The sequence below is a fragment of the Bradyrhizobium sp. ORS 278 genome (assembly GCF_000026145.1).
Classification (GTDB): domain Bacteria; phylum Pseudomonadota; class Alphaproteobacteria; order Rhizobiales; family Xanthobacteraceae; genus Bradyrhizobium.
Window position 1 is genome coordinate 5433739 of sequence record NC_009445.1, and the last position, 15023, is coordinate 5448761.

17 protein-coding genes are annotated in these 15023 nt (G+C 66.2%); 11 read left to right on the plus strand and 6 right to left on the minus strand.

Annotated features, from left to right (window positions below; genetic code table 11):
- Window positions 1–4: 4 nt before the first annotated feature.
- The 3 genes from BRADO_RS24255 to BRADO_RS24265 are packed head-to-tail and all read left to right on the plus strand — an operon-like array spanning window position 5 to window position 3515.
- Entirely contained in the window at window positions 5–1483 is a 1479-nt protein-coding gene (locus BRADO_RS24255; RefSeq protein ID WP_012028845.1) for a type II and III secretion system protein family protein, read from the plus strand.
- A gap of 32 nt (window positions 1484–1515) precedes the next feature.
- Window positions 1516–2250: a CpaD family pilus assembly protein gene (locus tag BRADO_RS24260; protein WP_041756891.1), complete on the plus strand. Its 735-nt coding sequence runs from the start codon at window positions 1516–1518 to the stop codon at window positions 2248–2250.
- Window positions 2247–3515 carry an AAA family ATPase gene (locus BRADO_RS24265; protein ID WP_012028847.1) on the plus strand — a complete coding sequence of 423 codons (1269 nt, stop codon included), beginning with the start codon at window positions 2247–2249 and terminating at the stop codon, window positions 3513–3515. The genes BRADO_RS24260 and BRADO_RS24265 overlap by 4 nt, the downstream gene beginning before the upstream one ends.
- 3 nt (window positions 3516–3518) lie before the next feature.
- Here the strand turns inward: BRADO_RS24265 and BRADO_RS24270 are convergent, their stop codons facing one another.
- The 3 genes from BRADO_RS24270 to BRADO_RS24280 form a co-directional block, all read right to left on the minus strand.
- Entirely contained in the window at window positions 3519–4388 is an 870-nt protein-coding gene (locus BRADO_RS24270; protein WP_012028848.1) for a tetratricopeptide repeat protein, read from the minus strand.
- Between the two features lie 121 nt (window positions 4389–4509).
- Window positions 4510–4755 carry a PilZ domain-containing protein gene (locus BRADO_RS24275; RefSeq protein ID WP_041757700.1) on the minus strand — a complete coding sequence of 82 codons (246 nt, stop codon included), beginning with the start codon at window positions 4753–4755 and terminating at the stop codon, window positions 4510–4512.
- Between the two features lie 118 nt (window positions 4756–4873).
- Window positions 4874–6802 (minus strand): FAD-binding monooxygenase, encoded by a 1929-nt coding sequence (locus tag BRADO_RS24280; protein WP_012028850.1) that lies wholly within the window; start codon window positions 6800–6802, stop codon window positions 4874–4876.
- A gap of 101 nt (window positions 6803–6903) precedes the next feature.
- Between BRADO_RS24280 and BRADO_RS24285 the strand changes: the two genes are divergently transcribed.
- Window positions 6904–7356, plus strand: a complete 453-nt coding sequence (locus tag BRADO_RS24285; protein ID WP_012028851.1) for a MarR family winged helix-turn-helix transcriptional regulator — start codon at window positions 6904–6906, stop codon at window positions 7354–7356.
- A 225-nt stretch (window positions 7357–7581) separates the two neighbouring features.
- Here BRADO_RS24285 and BRADO_RS24290 read toward each other — a convergent pair whose 3' ends face one another.
- Window positions 7582–9039, minus strand: coding sequence for an NAD(P)/FAD-dependent oxidoreductase (locus tag BRADO_RS24290; RefSeq protein ID WP_012028852.1), 1458 nt, complete (start codon window positions 9037–9039; stop codon window positions 7582–7584).
- Between the two features lie 146 nt (window positions 9040–9185).
- Here BRADO_RS24290 and BRADO_RS24295 point away from each other — a divergent pair, with 146 nt between their 5' ends.
- Both BRADO_RS24295 and BRADO_RS24300 read left to right on the plus strand, forming a co-directional pair.
- Window positions 9186–9911, plus strand: coding sequence for a hypothetical protein (locus BRADO_RS24295; protein ID WP_041756893.1), 726 nt, complete (start codon window positions 9186–9188; stop codon window positions 9909–9911).
- Between the two features lie 147 nt (window positions 9912–10058).
- Window positions 10059–10790 (plus strand): alanyl-tRNA editing protein, encoded by a 732-nt coding sequence (locus BRADO_RS24300; protein WP_012028854.1) that lies wholly within the window; start codon window positions 10059–10061, stop codon window positions 10788–10790.
- A 106-nt stretch (window positions 10791–10896) separates the two neighbouring features.
- Here BRADO_RS24300 and BRADO_RS24305 read toward each other — a convergent pair whose 3' ends face one another.
- Both BRADO_RS24305 and BRADO_RS33380 read right to left on the minus strand, forming a co-directional pair.
- Window positions 10897–11388 (minus strand): ATP-binding protein, encoded by a 492-nt coding sequence (locus BRADO_RS24305; protein ID WP_012028855.1) that lies wholly within the window; start codon window positions 11386–11388, stop codon window positions 10897–10899.
- Window positions 11389–11474: 86 nt separating this feature from the next.
- Entirely contained in the window at window positions 11475–11642 is a 168-nt protein-coding gene (locus BRADO_RS33380) for a hypothetical protein (protein WP_157872613.1), read from the minus strand.
- A gap of 67 nt (window positions 11643–11709) precedes the next feature.
- On the opposite strand from BRADO_RS33380, the gene BRADO_RS24310 reads away from it, so the two are divergent.
- The 5 genes from BRADO_RS24310 (at window position 11710) to BRADO_RS24330 (ending at window position 14895) form a co-directional block, all read left to right on the plus strand.
- Window positions 11710–11970, plus strand: a complete 261-nt coding sequence (locus tag BRADO_RS24310; RefSeq protein WP_157872614.1) for a hypothetical protein — start codon at window positions 11710–11712, stop codon at window positions 11968–11970.
- 9 nt (window positions 11971–11979) lie between these two features.
- Window positions 11980–13053, plus strand: a complete 1074-nt coding sequence (locus BRADO_RS24315) for a hypothetical protein (RefSeq protein ID WP_012028857.1) — start codon at window positions 11980–11982, stop codon at window positions 13051–13053.
- A complete protein-coding gene (locus BRADO_RS24320) occupies window positions 13050–13757 on the plus strand; it encodes a hypothetical protein (RefSeq protein ID WP_012028858.1) in 708 nt (235 codons plus the stop codon). Before BRADO_RS24315 ends, BRADO_RS24320 begins: the two co-directional genes overlap by 4 nt.
- A 183-nt stretch (window positions 13758–13940) precedes the next feature.
- Window positions 13941–14219 (plus strand): PepSY domain-containing protein, encoded by a 279-nt coding sequence (locus tag BRADO_RS24325; RefSeq protein ID WP_012028859.1) that lies wholly within the window; start codon window positions 13941–13943, stop codon window positions 14217–14219.
- 40 nt (window positions 14220–14259) lie between these two features.
- Window positions 14260–14895, plus strand: a complete 636-nt coding sequence (locus BRADO_RS24330; protein ID WP_041756896.1) for a cytochrome b/b6 domain-containing protein — start codon at window positions 14260–14262, stop codon at window positions 14893–14895.
- The last annotated feature ends 128 nt before the right edge of the window (window positions 14896–15023 follow it).

Consider the following 15023-nt stretch of genomic DNA (forward strand, 5'->3'; position numbering starts at 1 on the left):
AAGGATGGGGACAATGATGGGTGGGCATCAAAGCGGAAAAATGGGGACGGCGCTGATGCGCGCCCTCGCCATGTCGGCGGCCATCGCCCTGGTGCTCAATCCGGCGCTGGCGCCGGTGAAGGCGGCCGAGGACAGGGACGCGCCGACGGTCTCGGTCGGCTCGTCGAAGGTGCACTATCTCTCGCTCGGCATCGGCAAGTCGGTCGTGGTCGACTTCCCGCAGGACGTCAAGGACGTGCTGGTGGCCGATCCGAAGATCGCCAACGCCGTGGTGCGCTCGGCCAAGCGCGCCTACATCATCGGAGCAGCGATAGGCCAGACCAACGTGGTGTTCTTCGACGGCGAGGGCCAGCAGGTCGCGGCCTATGACATCGCGATCAAGCGCGATCTCAACGGCGTGCGCCAGGCGCTCAGCCAGAGCATTCCCGGCGTCAAGATCGACGGCGTCGGCGACGGCGTGATCCTGACCGGGTCCGTATCGAGCCCGGTCGAGGCGCAGCAGGCGGGCGAGATCGCCGCGCGGCTGGTCGGCGGCGCCGACAAGGTGGTGAACTCGATCGTCGTGCGCGGCCGCGACCAGGTGATGCTGAAGGTCAACGTGTCCGAAGTGCGGCGCGAGATCGTCAAGCAGCTGGGCATCGATCTCAGCGCCAGCATGACCTACGGCACCGCGGTCGTGAACTTCAACCAGACCAATCCGTTCACGGCCTATGGCAAGTCGCTGGCGGCCGGCAACGGCCTCTCCGCCATCGGCGGCGGCAATCTGTCGTCGGTGTCGGCGACCATGCGCGCGATGGAGACCGCGGGCGTGGTCAAGACGCTGGCCGAGCCGAACCTGACCGCGATCTCCGGCGAGTCCGCGACCTTCATCGCCGGCGGCGAGTTTCCGGTCCCCGGCGGCTACTCCTGCGATCCCAAGACCGGCCTGTGCAGCACCTCGGTGATGTTCAAGAAGTTCGGCATCTCGCTCAACTTCACGCCGGTGGTGCTGAGCGAGGGCCGCATCAGCCTGCGCGTCATGACCGAAGTGTCGGAGTTGTCGAACGACAACGCGATCACGCTGTCCTACGCAACGAGCGCGAACTCGGCCTCGTCGGTCACCATCCCTGCGATCCGCACCCGCCGCGCCGAGACGACGCTGGAGATTCCCTCCGGCGGCTCGATGGCGATGGCCGGCCTGATCCAGAACCAGACCAAGCAGGCGATCAACGGCCTGCCCGGGCTCAACCAGCTGCCGGTGCTCGGCCAGCTGTTCCGCAGCCAGGACTACGTCAACAACGAGACCGAGCTGATGGTGCTGGTGACGCCCTATGTGGTGCGCGCCGTCGCGCAGAAGGAGCTGTCGCGCCCGGATGACGGCTTCGCGCCGGCGACCGATTCGGAATCGGCGCTGCTCGGCCGCATGAACCGGCTCTACGGCGTCGCCGCCAAGGTCGACGCCGTGACCGGACAGCCGGCCGGCTTCGGCTTCATCATCGATTGAGACGGCGGGATCAGGGGCACGGGGGAACGGACATGACGGGATCATCTGCAGACAGGCGGCGCGCAGCGGCTCGCCTCGGCGCGCTGGCGGGGCTGGCGCTCACGCTCGGCGCCTGCAACTCCACCAGCGGCGAGGTCGTGGCGACGATCCCCGATGACTACAAGATGCGGCATCCGATCGCGATCGAGGAAGGCCGGCAATCGATCGTCGTGTTTATCGGCTCAGGCCGCGGCGGCCTGACCATGCCGCAGCGCGCCGACGTCGCGGGCCTGGCGCGCTCCTGGCGGCGCGAAGGCACCGGCGCCATCGTCGCCGATGTCCCGGCCGGCACGCCGAACGCGCGCGCCGCGCAAGATGCCTATCGCGAGATCCATGCGATGCTGACCGAAGGCGGCGTGCCGTCGCGCGCCATCACGATGCGCCATCCGACGCCAGACGACCCGCGGCAGCTCGCCGTGATCCGGCTGAGCTATCCGAAGATCGCCGCCGTCGCCGGCCCCTGCGGGCTGTGGCAGGACGATCTCGGGCCGAACATCAACAATCCCGGCTACAGCAGCAACCAGCACTATCAGAACTTCGGCTGCGCCACGCAGCGCAATCTGGCAGCGATGATCGACAATCCGGCCGATCTCGAGCAGCCGCGCTCCGAGACCGCCGCCTACACGCCGCGCCGCTCCGCTCTGTTCGAGAAGTACCGCAAGGGCGAGTCGACGGCCGTGACCTATCCGGAGACCGAGAAGGCCAAGCTGAGCGATACAGGCAAATGATCAACGCGTCCCGTCACAGCCAGCATGAGCAGCCGGCGCCGAGCGGCCCGGTGCTCGACGATCACATCGCGCCGGTTCCCCGCGTCTCGGTGCAGGCGTTCACCGAGACCGACCAGACCTCGTCCGCGGTGCTCGCGGCGAGCCAGGACCGGAGGCTCGGCAAGGCGCACATCACGATCAAGGCGGGCGGCATGGCCCGCGCCATCGAGACCTATCATTCGCAGCCGACGCCCAACGTCATCGTCATCGAGACCAAGCCGGGCGGCGACATCATCGGCGGCCTCGACGATCTCGCCAGCGTCTGCGATCCCGGCACACGCGTGGTGCTGATCGGAAGCCCGAGCGATGGCGTTGCCTATCGCGAGCTGGTGCGCCGCGGCGTCAACGACTACGTGATCGGCCCGGTCGAGACCATCGACGTGATCCGCTCGATCTGCAGCCTGTTCTCGGCCTCGGAGGCCGTCATCACCGGCCGCATCATCGCGGTGGTCGGCGCCAAGGGCGGCGTCGGCGCCTCCACGGTGGCGCACAACGTCGCCTGGAGCATGGCGCGCGACCTGACGCTGGATTCCGTGGTGATCGATCTCGACATGGCGTTCGGAACCGCCGGCCTTGACTACAACCAGGATCCGATGCAGGGCATCGCCAACGCCATCTTCCAGCCGGACCGGCCGGACACGGCGCTGATGGAGCGCCTGCTCGCCAAATGCACCGAGCACCTCAATCTGCTCGCAGCCCCCGCGACGCTGGACCGCGTCTATGATTTCGGCGCCGACGCGTTCGACGCGATCTTCGACACGCTGCGGCTAACGCAGCAATGCATCGTGCTCGACGTGCCGCACCAATGGTCGGCCTGGACGCGGCATGCGCTGATCAACGCCGATGACATCCTCGTCGTCGCCGAACCGGATCTCGCCAATCTGCGCAACGCCAAGAACCTCTTGAGCGTGCTGAAATCCTCGCGCCCCAACGACCGCCCGCCGCTGTACTGCCTGAACCAGGTCGGCATGCCCAAGCGGCCGGAGATCGATTTGAAGCGCTTCGCCAAGACGGTGGAGGCCGAGCCGGTCGCGGTGATCCCGTTCGACTGCAAGCTGTTCGGCACCGCCGCCAACAACGGCCAGATGATCGCGGAGGTCGGTGCGCTCAGCCGCACGCCGAAGCTGTTCAAGGAGCTCGCGAACCGGCTGACCGGACGCGTCGAGCCGAAGCCGCAGCGCGGCTCGCTGCTGGCGCCGATCGCAAAGCTGCTCGGCGCGAAATAGCGCTCAGTCGTCGGAGCGGCTCAGCGCTTTTGCCAGCGCCTTGTCCGGCTGGCCCGCGACGGGCCGGTCCTGCCGCGGCGACAGCTCGCGCTGCGCGACCTGCCGGCGCACCAGGATCTTCCTCACATAGGCGACGTTGGCGCTGGCCTGCTCCGGCGGCAGTGCCGCGCGCGCGATGCTCTCCGCCTCGCTCATGCGGCCCTGCAGCCCGACGATGACGGCGAGATTGGTGCGCACGCGCGGGCTGGCGTCGGGATTGGCGGCCGCCTTGCGCAGCTGCTCCTCGGCCTTCGGCAGCTCGTTGGAGAGCGCGTAGGACAGGCCGAGATTGGACAGCACCGAAGGATCGTCGGGCGCGATCTTCAGCGCGGTCGCGTAGTATTGCCGCGCCTCCTCGTTGCGCCCCATCTGGTCGAGCGCGGCGCCCTGCGCCGAGAGGATGCGCCAGTCGGGATCCTCCGGCGAATGCGCCCGGCTCAGCACGTCGAAGGCCTGCTGGAAATTGCCGTTGTCGGCGAGCGCGCGGCCATAGGCCGCGAGCAGCGCCCGGTTGCCCGGATTGGCGATGGTCGCCTGCTCCAGCACGGCGACGGCCTGCGAGCGTTGACCGGTAGCGCGCAGCGCGCTGCCGTAACGCAAAGCGAGGTCGGGATCGTTCGGGGTGGCGCGAAAGCGCTCGCGCAGCTGATCGACCTCGGCGCGCGGATCAGAGGCGGCGGCGCCCGGCTTTTCGGACTTGCCGCCGAGCGCGCCGGTGATGTCGCCGAGGTCGGTGGTCTGGCAGGCACCGAGGCCGAACAGCACGACGGTGAAGGACAGCGCGAACGCAGCCGGCCGCAACACAGGACGAGAGTAAGAGGGCCGTGGACGCATGCAACTGAACTACTTCGGGACCAGATGATCTGCACGCTGGCAGATTAACCCTAAGGTCCCGTTAAGCTTGCGCGATCGCCAAGGCTCAATCCAAGGCTCAATCCAAGGCCCTGTTCAAAGCTCAATCGATGAATTCGGCGCCGAACTCGCAGCCGATCCGCCAGGCGAGACGGCATTTGCGCTGATGGTCGGGCGCGAACACGATGGTGAACTGCTGGGGAATCTCGACGAATTCGGCAACCACCTTGACGCCGCCGTCGGAAATATCCGTGACCGTACAGTCCCGCGGCAGGCTGCCATTGCCGCAATGGATCTTCGCGATCCGCCTGCACAGCCGACGTTCGCTCTTACGACGGTTCGCCAACATCAACATTTCGTCACTCGCCCACTCAATCGTCCATCCTGGACGATCATCTGTAACGGCGAAACATTGGAATCTGGCTAGCGTGACGTCGGGGATTCCGGGGCTGCGATTCGGATTTCGTTTACCTTGAGCCGGCCGCCAGCAAGAAACCGTCGAAATAGGCCGACAGCCGCCCGACATCGTCGAGCGGCATGATGTCGGCGACATACTGGTCAGGCCGCACGATCACGAGGCAGCCGCCCTCACGATCGATGCCGCGCATCGCAAAGATGTCCTGCCCGCTCTTCAGATCGGAGCAGAACATCTTCTCGTAATCGACGAGGCCGTAGCGGCCCTTCCGCGGCAGCAGCAGCGACGGCATCTCCTCCAGAGCGAGCTCGCGATGGCCCTGCTGGAATACGGCGCGAAGGTCGATCACGGAATCGATGTCGGCGCCGGCAGGCGTGTAGCGCCGCAGCGGCGAGGCCGCGTTGTCACTGAGGAAATCACACAGGCGGCGGATGGCGGACACTTGAGCCGTGGGGTCCTCGGCGCCGGCGAAGGCGAACAGGCGGAAGCGGCCGTCGGCCTGGACCACGTGACCGAGTTGCACCCGCTTGGCGTCGCCGAGGCGAATCACGGGTGCTGAGTGGAACCGCTTGCCGATGACGAAGCCGGCGGCGAGCTGCTGGAAGGTGTCGTCGCCGGTCAGCAGCGAGGGCCGGTACTGCGTGGCGGTACCGGCGGTGTAGCGGCCGTGGCGGACGAAATAGTCCTGCGTCTTGGCCGCATCCGCACCGCCCTGCTTGGCGGCGGAGGCGAGGATCCCCGACCATTCACGATCGAAATCGATCAGCTCCTGCGCGATCGCCTTGCGTTCGGCCGAGTAGCTGTGCAGCAGCTCGGGCGCGCAGCGCTTGCCCAGCACGGCGGCGAGCTTCCAGCCGAGATTGAAGGTGTCCTGCATCGACACGTTCATGCCCTGCCCCGCCTTGGGGCTGTGGGTGTGGCAGGCGTCGCCGGCGATGAACACGCGCGGCAGCCTTGTGGCGACCTCCGCCTCCGGCACGTCGTCGAACTTGTCGGTGATGCGCTGCCCGATCTCGTAGACCGACCACCACGCGACCTCCTTCACCTCCAGCGTATAAGGCGCGAGAATGCGCTGCGCCTTGGCGATCACCTCCTCGACGGTGATGTTGCGGCCGGCGACACGCTCGCCGACCTCGAGCTTGGCGAGCTCGACATACAGCCGCACCAGATAGCCGCCCTCGCGCGGGATCACCAGCAGGCTGCCGTCCTTGGGCGACTGGATCAGCGACTTGAAACGGATGTCGGGGAAATCGGTGACCGCGAGCACGTCCATCACGCCCCAGGCGTGGTTGGCGGAATCGCCATGCAGCTCGCGGCCGATCGCCTTGCGCACCACGCTGCGGGCGCCGTCGCAGCCGACGACGTAGCGCGCGCGCACCGTTTCGACCTGCCCCTCATGCGCGGCATCGATGCGGTCGAAGCTCACGCTGACACCGTGCGCGCCGGCCGGCGCGGCTTCATCAATCGTGAGATCGCGCAGGCGCCGCGCGTAGTACGGCTGCATCTTCGCCGCCGAGTGTCGCATGACGTCGAGGAAAAAATCGTGCACGCGGGCCTGGTTGAGCACGACATGCGGCATCTCGGACAGGCCATCCTCGACGTCCTGCACGCGGCCGCTGCGCGCGATCTGCGCGGTGTTCGCCTCAGCGGGCTTCCAGAACGTGGTCTCGTTGATCCAGCAGGCCTCCTTCAGCACCCTCTCGGCGAAGCCGTAGGCCTGGAACATCTCCATCGTCCGGCAGGCGATGCCGTCGGCCTGGCCGAGCAGCAGGCGGCCCGGCTTCTGCTCGACGATAGCGGTTGTGATGTCCGGAAAAGCCGACAGCTGGGCCGCGAGATTCAATCCCGCCGGGCCGCAGCCGACGATGAGGACGTCGACCTCCGAGGGCAGCGCGCCTGCCGCGCCGGAGCTTGCCACGCGCTCCGCCGTATCGAAAATCTCAGGGTCGCCCGGCTGAAAGCCGTTGAGATGAAATTGCACGTGACCACCCTCCCTTGCGCTTCCTTATTGATCAGTATGCTGATCATCAGTATGCTTGTCAAGCAGACCGAAGGAGACTCGTGGTGACCGAAATGGAGGACATGCCGGGACACCTGGCGCGCCGGTTCCAGCAGATCGCGGTGGCGGTGTTTCTTGCGGAGGTCGGCGCGGCCGGCTTCGACCTGACGCCGGTGCAATATGCGGCGCTGGCGGCCATCGCGGCCAATCCCGCGATCGACCAGATCACCCTCGCCGGCCTGATCGCCTATGACCGCACCACGATCACCGGCGTCATCGACCGCCTTGCGCAGAAGGGTTTGGTGGTTCGTCAGGCGAGCCTGCGCGACCGCCGCGCGCGCGAGCTGCTGATCACCGCGGACGGACAGCGGACACTGGACGCGATCACGCCGGCCGTCGAGGCGGCGCAGCGTCTGATGGTGCGTGGTCTGACGGGGGCCGAGGCCAAAGAGCTCACCCGCCTGCTGCGAAAAGTCATCGCCGCCGGCAACGAGCTCAGCCGCGCGCCGCTGCGCGATGGGACGACGGGTCGGTGATTGTCGACAACCGCGGCTTCGGATCGTCTCGGGATCAGAGCGCGCATCGGCATCCCCGACCAGAGCATCGGCCTTCAAGCACCGCTGCGCTCGCTCTCCCGGTCTCCATCGAAGGCCTCTGCATGAGTACTCCGCTCACGATCAATGTGCCGCAGGAAATCGAGGTAGGGCGCGCATGCGGCGCGTCTCGAACCATGAGGCTCTCATGCTCACCGCAGTCCTCCCTCACGAATACCGCATCACTCCGTCGTCGACCTTGCCGAAACGCAGCGAGACGATGTCGAGGGCGTAGTTCTGATACAGCCGCCACGGCCGCTTCGAGCCCTGCTTGGGCAGGTCGGCGATCGAGCGCTGCACATAGCCGGAGCTGAAGCTCAGCGACGGCAGCGGCGTGACGGTCGAGTCGTCATTGTGCGGCACGCATTGCCGGTAGCCGTTCCGGTCCATGTAGTTGATGAGACGGCAGACATATTCGCAGGTGAGATCGCATTTCAAGGTCCAGGACGCATTGGTGTAGCCCAGCGTCGCCGCGAGGTTCGGCACGTCGGAATACATCATGCCCTTGTAGTTGAGCGTCTTGGCGAAATCGACGGTGCGGCCGTCGACCGCGACCGCGATGCCGCCGAGCACCTGCAGCACCAGGCCGGTCGCGGTGACGACGACATCGGCTTCGAGCTCACGGCCGTCCGACAGGCGCAGCCCGCGCTCGGTGAAGGTCTCGATCCCCGCGGTGACGACCGAGGCGCGCTGCTCGCGGATGGTCTTGAACAGATCGCCGTCCGGCACCAGGCACAGCCGCTGGTCCCAGGGATTGTAGCGCGGCGTGAAATGGGTGGCGATGTCGTAGTCGGCGCCGAGCGCGGCGCGCACGCCCCCGAGGATGAGCTGCTTGACGCGTTCCGGCTTGCGCCGGCTGAGCTGGAAGAAATACATCCCGAACAGCACGTTGCGCCAGCGGATCAGGTGATAGGCGAGGCTCGGCGGCAGGTGCCGGCGCAGCTTGTTGGCGAGGGCATCCTGCGCCGGGCGCGACACCACATAGGTCGGCGAGCGCTGCAGCATCGTGACATGGGCCGCGGTCTTGGCCATGGCCGGCACGAGCGTCACCGCGGTGGCGCCGGAGCCGACGACGACGACACGCTTGCCGGCGTAGTCGAGATCCTCAGGCCAGGCCTGCGGATGCACGATGCGGCCCTTGAAATCGGCCATGCCCTTGAAGTCCGGCAGATAGCCGTTCTCGTAGCGGTAATAGCCGGAGCACATGAACAGGAAGCCGCAAGTCATCCGCACGGTTTCAGTGCCCTGCTCCGTCTTGCGCTCAGCCTCCACCGTCCAGCGTGCATCCGCGCTCGACCAGGAGGCGCTGATGACGCGATGGTTGAAGCGGATATGCTGATCGATGCCGTTCTCGGTCGCGGTGTCCCGGACATAGTTGAGGATCTGCGGCCCGTCGGCGATCGCCTTGGGATCGGTCCACGGCTTGAACGAATAGCCGAGCGTATACATGTCGCTGTCGGAGCGGATGCCGGGATAGCGGAACAGGTCCCAGGTGCCGCCGATCGCACCCCGCCCTTCGAGGATCGCAAAGCGCTTGCCCGGGCATTTGTGCTGTAGATGATAGGCGGCGGCGATGCCGGACAGTCCGGCGCCGACGATCAGCACGTCGACATGCTCTGTTGACATGAGGTGATCCTGGCGTTCCCTGGCCGGCGTCCCGCGCCGGTGACCGACAGTGGCAACCCCGCTTGACGGTGTCAAATCGCAGGCGCGTTCGTCATCGATCAACCCTCCTGTCCTATCAAGAGGGCCAGACTCACACGGACATCGCCATGAACGCCGCCGCCCCGCAGCACGAAACGCCTGGCCATGATGGCAGCCGGGAAGGCGGCAGCGTGCCGGCGCAGCGCATCGCCTTGGGCTTCACCATCGCCGCCATCGGGCTCGCCGGCTGGTCGCTCTTCCCGAGCTTCCCGGCCGGCCAGTTGATCGCGGTCATCACCGTCATTCCCCTGCTGGCGCTGGGCCTGACCTTGCGCTTCCCCGGCCGGTTCCGCATCGGGCTCGGCTCCGGCTACGGCGCCAATCTCGGCACCGGCTGCATCGTGGCCGCCGGCACGCTCGCCGCGCGCACGCTCTCGGATATCAATCTCGTGAGCTGGCTGCCGATCACGGCATTCGCGATCGCGGTCGCGGTCGTCTTCCTGATCGTGGCGGCACGGTTCGAGACCCAGCTGCGCCGGCGCGGCTGGCGGCTCCTGCTCGCCGCCGTCTTCGTCGCCGCCTATGCCTTCGGAACGCTCGGCCAGTTCAACGCCGCGCTCGACCGCTCGGCACCGGCGCTGCTGCGCAGCCGCGTGCTGGCGAAACATCTCGGCCACAGTAGGCTCGCGATGCATCAGGTGACGCTGGACGCCTGGGGGCCGTTCGCGGCGGCGACGGACGCGCATGTGCCCCAGGCGCTCTACGAGCGGCTGCAGCCCGGCGACACCGTGTGCCTGCGTCTCGGCGACGGTGCGTTCCGCATGGCCTGGTTCACGGTGACGGCGTGCCGGTGATTGGCGGCGAGCACATTGTGCGAACGGGTGACGCTGCGTAGAATTCGTAGCCCGCATGAGCGCAGCGATATGCGGGTTCTCGCGCACCCTCTCGATGAACCCGGATGTCGCTTCGCTCATCCGGGCTACGACAGCAAGCCGTTTTGCATGACCAATGTCCTGGCCCGCCCGTTCGCCGTCGATCATCCCGATGTGCTCGAGCTTGATACGACGGCATTGAACGTCCGCCATGGCGCCGTGCTGCTGTCACGCTCGCCGTTCTATCCCGGAGGCGGCGGCCAATTGCCGGACCGCGGGACCATCGCGTGGAACGGGATCGTACGCGACGTCACTGGCTTCGAGCCGACGTCGGACGGCCTCTGGCACCAGTTCGGTGACGACGCGGTGCCGTGGGGGACAATCACGCTCCGCGTCGACGCGGCCTTCCGCCAGCGCATGTGCGAGCAGCACACTGTGGCCCATCTCGTCAACAGCGCGGTCTACACGCTGTTCGACGGCGCGCTGCTGACCGGCGTGCGCATGACCGACACCGACGAGTTCAGCGTCGACTTCGACCTGCCGAAGGTGGCGCCGGAGCAGTTGCGCGCAGTGGAGGACGCGGTGAACGCCGCCATCTCCGACGGCCGCCCGGTGCGCGCCTTCGACATGCCTTATGACGACGCGCAGGCCACCGCCGGGCTGTTTCGCGCCAAATCTGTTGCCCCGCCGCGCCAGGCCGACGGCATGATCCGCATCGTCGACATCGACGGCCTCGACCGCCAGGCCTGCGGCGGCACGCATCTGGTGTCGACGGCGCAGGCGCGGCGCATTCGGATTCTGAAGGTGGACAACAAGGGGCGGCAGAACCGGCGGTTCAGGATCGGGCTGGGGAGTGATTAGCAACGGCCGCGTAGCCCGGATGAGCGCAGCGACATCCGGGGTCTCACGCGCTCTCTCGATGATCCCGGATGTCGCTGTGCTCATCCGGGCTACCAGGCTGTAACAGCTACGGCCGATGCACGATCACGTCGAATCCTTCCTCGGGCGACGGCGCCTCAAAGTAGGACGTGAACAGGTCGAACTCCTCGTCTGTCACGTAGAACGCATGCTCCCCCGCTTCATTCCGCGCCCGCAGCCGCGCCTTGCAGAGCGCGTCGGGCACGTCGAGATGATGCAGCCGGTGCGGCACTTCCGCCGCTTCGAACAGGCCGCGCATCCAGCTACGGCTCGCCCGCGTGTTGGCGGGGAAATCGAGCACGACCGACACGCCGGCGCGCAGCAGCGCCACGACATGCGGGCCCATCACGGCGCGCAGCCGGGACGAATTCCGGACATAGTCAGCGAGGCTGTTCTGCTCGCCTGGGTAGAGCTGCGCCAGCCACTCGTCCTCGGCCACCACCACGGTGGCCGGGCGCCGGCCGAGCTCCGCGACCAGCGTCGACTTGCCCGCAGCGATCTTGCCGCACACGAGGTGCAGCATGGGTCGGTTCGGAGACATGGATGGAGACCTCGCGTGCGGCACCGCCCCGGGCGCCGTAGATGTTCACAGATCAAGTCGCAGGCAAACGTGCCCGGCCCGACGGATCAGGCCGGGTCGGTAATTCGGCGGCAGAGCGCCGCGCCTGCGATGTGAACATGCAAGGTCATTACGAACATCTTGACAGACATCGGCGACGTCGTCCAGCAGAACACCCTGCCCGCGTTGACGATCTCCGCGCTGGTTATGTTAGAATGGCGTGCCGTATCGATCATCAAGCCTTCCAGGCACGTGCGGAGTTGGAGTCCGGCCTTGCTCGAGAGATCGGCCATTCTTTTTTAGGTGAACCGCGCCCTTCTAGGCGAGGTGTCGGCGTCACTGCGGGAGGTTCGATATGCCTTCACTGACGGCATCATCGACATCTTCTGTGTCTTCGACGGCGAGATCTCCGAGCATGACCGGGAGTCGATGAGCTGCGTGGCGACGGAGGTGCTGGCCGACTTTCCTGATGTGACGGTTCAGGAGCATTGCCTGCGGATCGACATGCCAGACCGCATACCGAATCTACTCGGTCACGTCGCCGTGTTCGCGCGAAAGGAATAGGTCGCGCCGATGCCCGCGGAATGTCCGCCGCTGTTCACGCAAACCAGCTTCCCCGCCAAGAACGTCGCCTCGCTGTGCTGGCGGGGCGACGAACTGATCGACTGGGTCAGCGGAGGACGGGCGTTTGCGCTGGATGGGACGGAGCGGCCGAGCAACGTCTACTATCCCTATCGTTTCGACGCCGCGACTTCGTCGCCCGATGGCAGGTTCGTCGTGATTTATGAGAAGCTCGGGACCAAGGGCTTGCTGTTCGATAACGGTCGCGTCCTGCGTGAGATCAATCGAAGCTATTATTTTGCCGAAACGTACGAATTCCCATTGGCGCTGTTCGACGACCCCGATCGTCGCACTCTCCTTGCCCACTGCCCGAAAGACTATTGCCGGCTCGACCTGGAGGAAGCCGAAAGCGGGCGCCTACTGACGTCAGTGATGGAGCGCAAGCCTGCCGACTTCTTCCACTCGCGACTGGCAGCCAGCCCGAGCGGCACACGGCTGCTCAGCGCGGGCTGGGTCTGGCATCCGCGGGACGAAGTCATTTGGTTCGACGTCGCTGAGGCGCTCGCAAACCCACAGCATCTCGACACGCCAAACGTCGCGCATCGCCCGTACAATCCGTATCTGGCCGAGGAGAGCGCCGCCTGTTGGCTAGACGACGATCGTCTCATCGTGGCGGCGTCGGCGGAACCCGAGATGAACGAAGCCGCAGCAAAGGCCGCCCCCCGCCTGCGTCCATGCGGGCTCGCCGTGTACGATGTCGCGCGCCAAACTTGCCTGCGCACGGTGCAACTCGGCGAGCCGGCAGGCACGATCTTCGCCGTCGGAGACCGCCACCTGTTGTCGCTCTATCGCCACCCCAAGCTGATCGATATGTCGACTGGCGAGATCGTTCATAGCTGGAGCGCCTTGAAAACCGGCCTGCAGATCAGCAGCATCATCAACAGGGATGAAAACGCCAAGCCGCCACCGATGGCGTTCGACCGGAACGGCCTGCGGTTCGCCGTCGCCGAAGAGGAGAGCATCACGGTGATCACGTTCGACCGCACGGCGCTGGCGGCAGCGGACCGGAGCGAGCCACCGCGATGACGCCGGCAGAACAGATCTTCGACTATCGCTTTCCGAACGTCGATTGTGCCACCGCTATCCTGACGCTGTCGCGTCCGCTCGCCGAGCTCGCGGCGAGCCATGGCTGGACCTTGGAGACGTGGCAGGAGGGCGGGCTCGGCGATGCGTCAGGCGTGTTCCTCAGGCTCGGCTCGGGGCACACGGTTCTTCTCATGGAACTGCGCCACGAGATCGAGCATTTCGGCGCAACGGGACCGACGGCTTTCGTCGATGGCGCCGTGCTCGCCACCCACGGCCTTGCTGACCTGCTCGCCGAGGTTCTCGCGACGCTCGGGTTGACGGAGCACGACGTGAGCTGGATCGCGACAGCGGGAAGTCAACAATCCGCGATCGACTTCGTGAACGACATGCGCAACTTGCCACCGCCGCCTTCGGTCGGGCCACCCGACAGCTACATGCACACGGTCAATCCCCGGGAGGACGACATCGAGCTCGAGTGCTATGGCGAACTCGATCGCGATCGCTATCCGATCCGGTGGATCCGGAAGTATTCCGACGGTCGTTTTGAGACCTGCAGCTACGCCCAGGCGAACTGGCGGGACATGATGCCGGAGGGCGTGATTCCGACGGTTTCGGAGATCAATGATCTCAGCGGATTTTCCGCGCACGCGATCTCGGCTTCCGAATTCGAAGCGACTTGGCGGCTCGCTCTGGGCTTCAAGTGACGAGCGAGACCTAACGTCGCGGAGACCGCGGCTGTTCTCCAAGGCCTTGTTTTGCAAGCCGGTACGATTTTGGAACCCCTCTAAGAGCAATTCCAGCCGCCGCTCCGTTGACACATTCGGCCCCATGCCGTCTCCACTGGTGCCACGATGCATCGTGTTTGAGTTTGCTCATTGGAGGGATTGATGAGACTGATCACCGCCGCCCTGCTCGGCGCCGCACTCGCCGGCTTTGCCATCTCGCCCGCCATGGCCGACGGCTACAAGACCTGCACCAAGCTCGACAAGGCCCAGTGGAAGCCGGCCGCCGAGGCGGAAGCCAAGGCGAAGGATGCGGGCTACGAGGTGCGCCGCTCGAAGGTCGAGGGCAGCTGCTACGAGGTCTACGGCGTCAAGGGCGGCAAGCTGTATGAGCTGTTCTACAGCCCGGAAGACCTCAGCCTGAAGCACACCATCGCCAAGTAGTCGGCGCGCGGCGTGCCGCAGCGCTGCACGCCGCTTCGTGATGCTCATGCACGGCACAGCTCCCAGAGCCGGATTGAAGGACCCCAGCCCTGCCGAGACCGTGCAGGTCTGGGATCTTCCGCTGCGCCTGTGGCATTGGATGCTGGCTGTGCTGGTGCTCGTCGCCTGGGTGACGCCGAACGTCCATGACGGCCTGCATCGCGTGGCGGGCTACGCGATTCTCGGGCTGCTCGCCTTCCGCCTGATCTGGGGCCTGATCGGCAGCCGCCATTCGCGCTTCCGCAGCCTTCGCGCGCGGCTGCGCGCCACGCCGGCCTATTTGTGGAATCTGCGGCGCGGCAGAACCGGACGCTATCTCGGGCTCAACCCCGCCGGCACGGCGATGCAGCTGGCGCTGCTGCTCGTGCTGATCGTCTCCGCGGTGACCGGCGCGATGCAGGTCACGGTGCGCTTCTTCGGCGTGTGGTGGGTCGAGGATACGCATGAGGTGACGTCGTATCTCTTGATCCTGCTCGTCGTGCTGCATGTCGCCGGCGTCGTGCTGGTCAGCCGCCTGCAGCGGGAGAACCTCGCACGCGCCATGCTGACGGGACGCAAGCTGCTCCACCGCACGACGCAACGCATCGTTCAACGCCAAACGGACTCATCAGGGACACACGGAACTCACAATCCCTGATCGTTGCGCACAAGCCACAGTTCCCGCAAAAGCTGCCGACATCGCGCGCTGCGTTATTGCGCGCGGCCGCCAAGCACCAAACAATCGCAGGTATCGGATGCCTGACCGCGCCTGCTTGCAGGTGCCTG

Coding starts and splice junctions, on each gene's coding strand:
- BRADO_RS24255 (WP_012028845.1), top strand. CDS start 5: ATGGGGACAATGATGGGTGGGCATCAAAGCGGAAAAATGGGGACGGCG.
- BRADO_RS24260 (WP_041756891.1), top strand. CDS start 1,516: ATGACGGGATCATCTGCAGACAGGCGGCGCGCAGCGGCTCGCCTCGGC.
- BRADO_RS24265 (WP_012028847.1), top strand. CDS start 2,247: ATGATCAACGCGTCCCGTCACAGCCAGCATGAGCAGCCGGCGCCGAGC.
- BRADO_RS24270 (WP_012028848.1), bottom strand. CDS start 4,388: ATGCGTCCACGGCCCTCTTACTCTCGTCCTGTGTTGCGGCCGGCTGCG.
- BRADO_RS24275 (WP_041757700.1), bottom strand. CDS start 4,755: ATGTTGGCGAACCGTCGTAAGAGCGAACGTCGGCTGTGCAGGCGGATC.
- BRADO_RS24285 (WP_012028851.1), top strand. CDS start 6,904: ATGCCGGGACACCTGGCGCGCCGGTTCCAGCAGATCGCGGTGGCGGTG.
- BRADO_RS24290 (WP_012028852.1), bottom strand. CDS start 9,039: ATGTCAACAGAGCATGTCGACGTGCTGATCGTCGGCGCCGGACTGTCC.
- BRADO_RS24295 (WP_041756893.1), top strand. CDS start 9,186: ATGAACGCCGCCGCCCCGCAGCACGAAACGCCTGGCCATGATGGCAGC.
- BRADO_RS24300 (WP_012028854.1), top strand. CDS start 10,059: ATGACCAATGTCCTGGCCCGCCCGTTCGCCGTCGATCATCCCGATGTG.
- BRADO_RS24305 (WP_012028855.1), bottom strand. CDS start 11,388: ATGTCTCCGAACCGACCCATGCTGCACCTCGTGTGCGGCAAGATCGCT.
- BRADO_RS33380 (WP_157872613.1), bottom strand. CDS start 11,642: ATGATCGATACGGCACGCCATTCTAACATAACCAGCGCGGAGATCGTC.
- BRADO_RS24315 (WP_012028857.1), top strand. CDS start 11,980: ATGCCCGCGGAATGTCCGCCGCTGTTCACGCAAACCAGCTTCCCCGCC.
- BRADO_RS24320 (WP_012028858.1), top strand. CDS start 13,050: ATGACGCCGGCAGAACAGATCTTCGACTATCGCTTTCCGAACGTCGAT.
- BRADO_RS24325 (WP_012028859.1), top strand. CDS start 13,941: ATGAGACTGATCACCGCCGCCCTGCTCGGCGCCGCACTCGCCGGCTTT.
- BRADO_RS24330 (WP_041756896.1), top strand. CDS start 14,260: ATGCTCATGCACGGCACAGCTCCCAGAGCCGGATTGAAGGACCCCAGC.